The 1,411-nt window shown below is 51.8% G+C and carries 1 protein-coding gene; it reads left to right on the top strand.

The genetic code is table 11. The features are described 5' to 3' along the window. Positions 1-1,411: AMP-binding protein (locus L1286_RS24045; protein ID WP_235409553.1), on the top strand; the 1,411-nt coding region annotated here is incomplete at both ends.

The raw sequence follows: 1,411 nt of genomic DNA on the forward strand, positions 1-1,411 counted from the left end.
TGCACACGAACTGATGGTACATCAACAGTTTGAAGCACAGGCTGTCCGAACGCCTGACAGTACGGCTTTGGTGTTTGAAGGTCAGTCGATGACGTATGCCGCCCTCAACTCAAAGGCGAATCAACTGGCGCATTATTTAATCGCTCAGGGGGTGAAGCCAGACGCCCTTGTTGGGGTGTGTTTACCACGCTCAATGGATATGGTGGTTACACTGTTAGCGATTTTGAAAGCTGGCGGTGCATATGTGCCATTAGACCCCAGCTACCCAGCTGCCCGTTTGGCTTATATGGCTGAGGATGCGCAGCTATCACTTATTTTAAGTCACACCGAGGTGGTGATGCCGACATCATTGAGCGCAGGGCAAGTGATTTGCACCGATGATGCGCAAGTGATGCAGGATATAGCGGCCTGTGGGCAGAGTGTACCGCAGGTGAAGTCGTTGACTTCAGCACACCTGGCCTACGTTATATACACGTCGGGGTCGACGGGGAAACCCAAGGGTGTGATGGTTGAGCATCGGACCTTTGCGAACTTTATAGAGGCGATGCAGGTAAGGCTTGAAGGGGCGCTCAGTGCACCTAATAAGTTACTTGCGGTGACGACGATAGCATTTGATATTGCGGGGTTGGAGCTGTTTGGTCCCCTGTCATACGGTGGGCAGGTTGTGTTGGCCTCAAAAGCGGACAGTGCAGAGCCGGGTCGTTTGAGTGCGTTATTAGAGGCGCAGGATATCAGCATCATGCAGGCGACACCGGCGACGTGGTCTTTATTGCTCAGTGATGGTTGGACGGGACGAGCAAAGCTGACTGCTTTGTGTGGTGGCGAAAAGCTGAGTATGACCTTGGCCAAAGGGTTGGTTGCATGCACAGGTCGTGTATGGAATTGCTATGGTCCGACGGAGGCATCAGTGTGGTCGATGGTGAGTGAAGTGACGCCATCTGCGGTACAGGGTGAAGCGATTTTACTGGCAAATCCTTTGCACAATTATCAGCATTATATTTTAGATACACATCAACAACTGCTGCCCGTAGGGAGTATTGGAGTACGTTATTTACCAGATGGCAGCATGGAGTTTATAGGGCGAGTTGACGAGCAGGTAAAAGTGCGAGGCTATCGTATCGAGCTGGGAGAGGTCGAAGCGCAGTTATCGGGGATAGAAGGCATCGCATCGGCGGTGGTACAGGTATCCGATAAGCAGACCCATCTGGTGGGGTATGTGATGGCGGACCAAGCAGTGGAGGATGAGAATGACTGGTTGCGCACGATTAAGTCATCGCTGCAGGCGTCATTACCAGATTATATGGTGCCTTCTGCGTTTGTGGTAATGACGCAGTGGCCATTAACCCCTAATGGAAAAATAGATCGAAAGGCACTTGCAGGGGCGGATGTGGCCATAATGCAAAGCCAGTAC

The organism is Pseudoalteromonas sp. SMS1, assembly GCF_021530565.1.
In the GTDB taxonomy this organism is placed as follows: Bacteria; Pseudomonadota; Gammaproteobacteria; order Enterobacterales; family Alteromonadaceae; genus Pseudoalteromonas.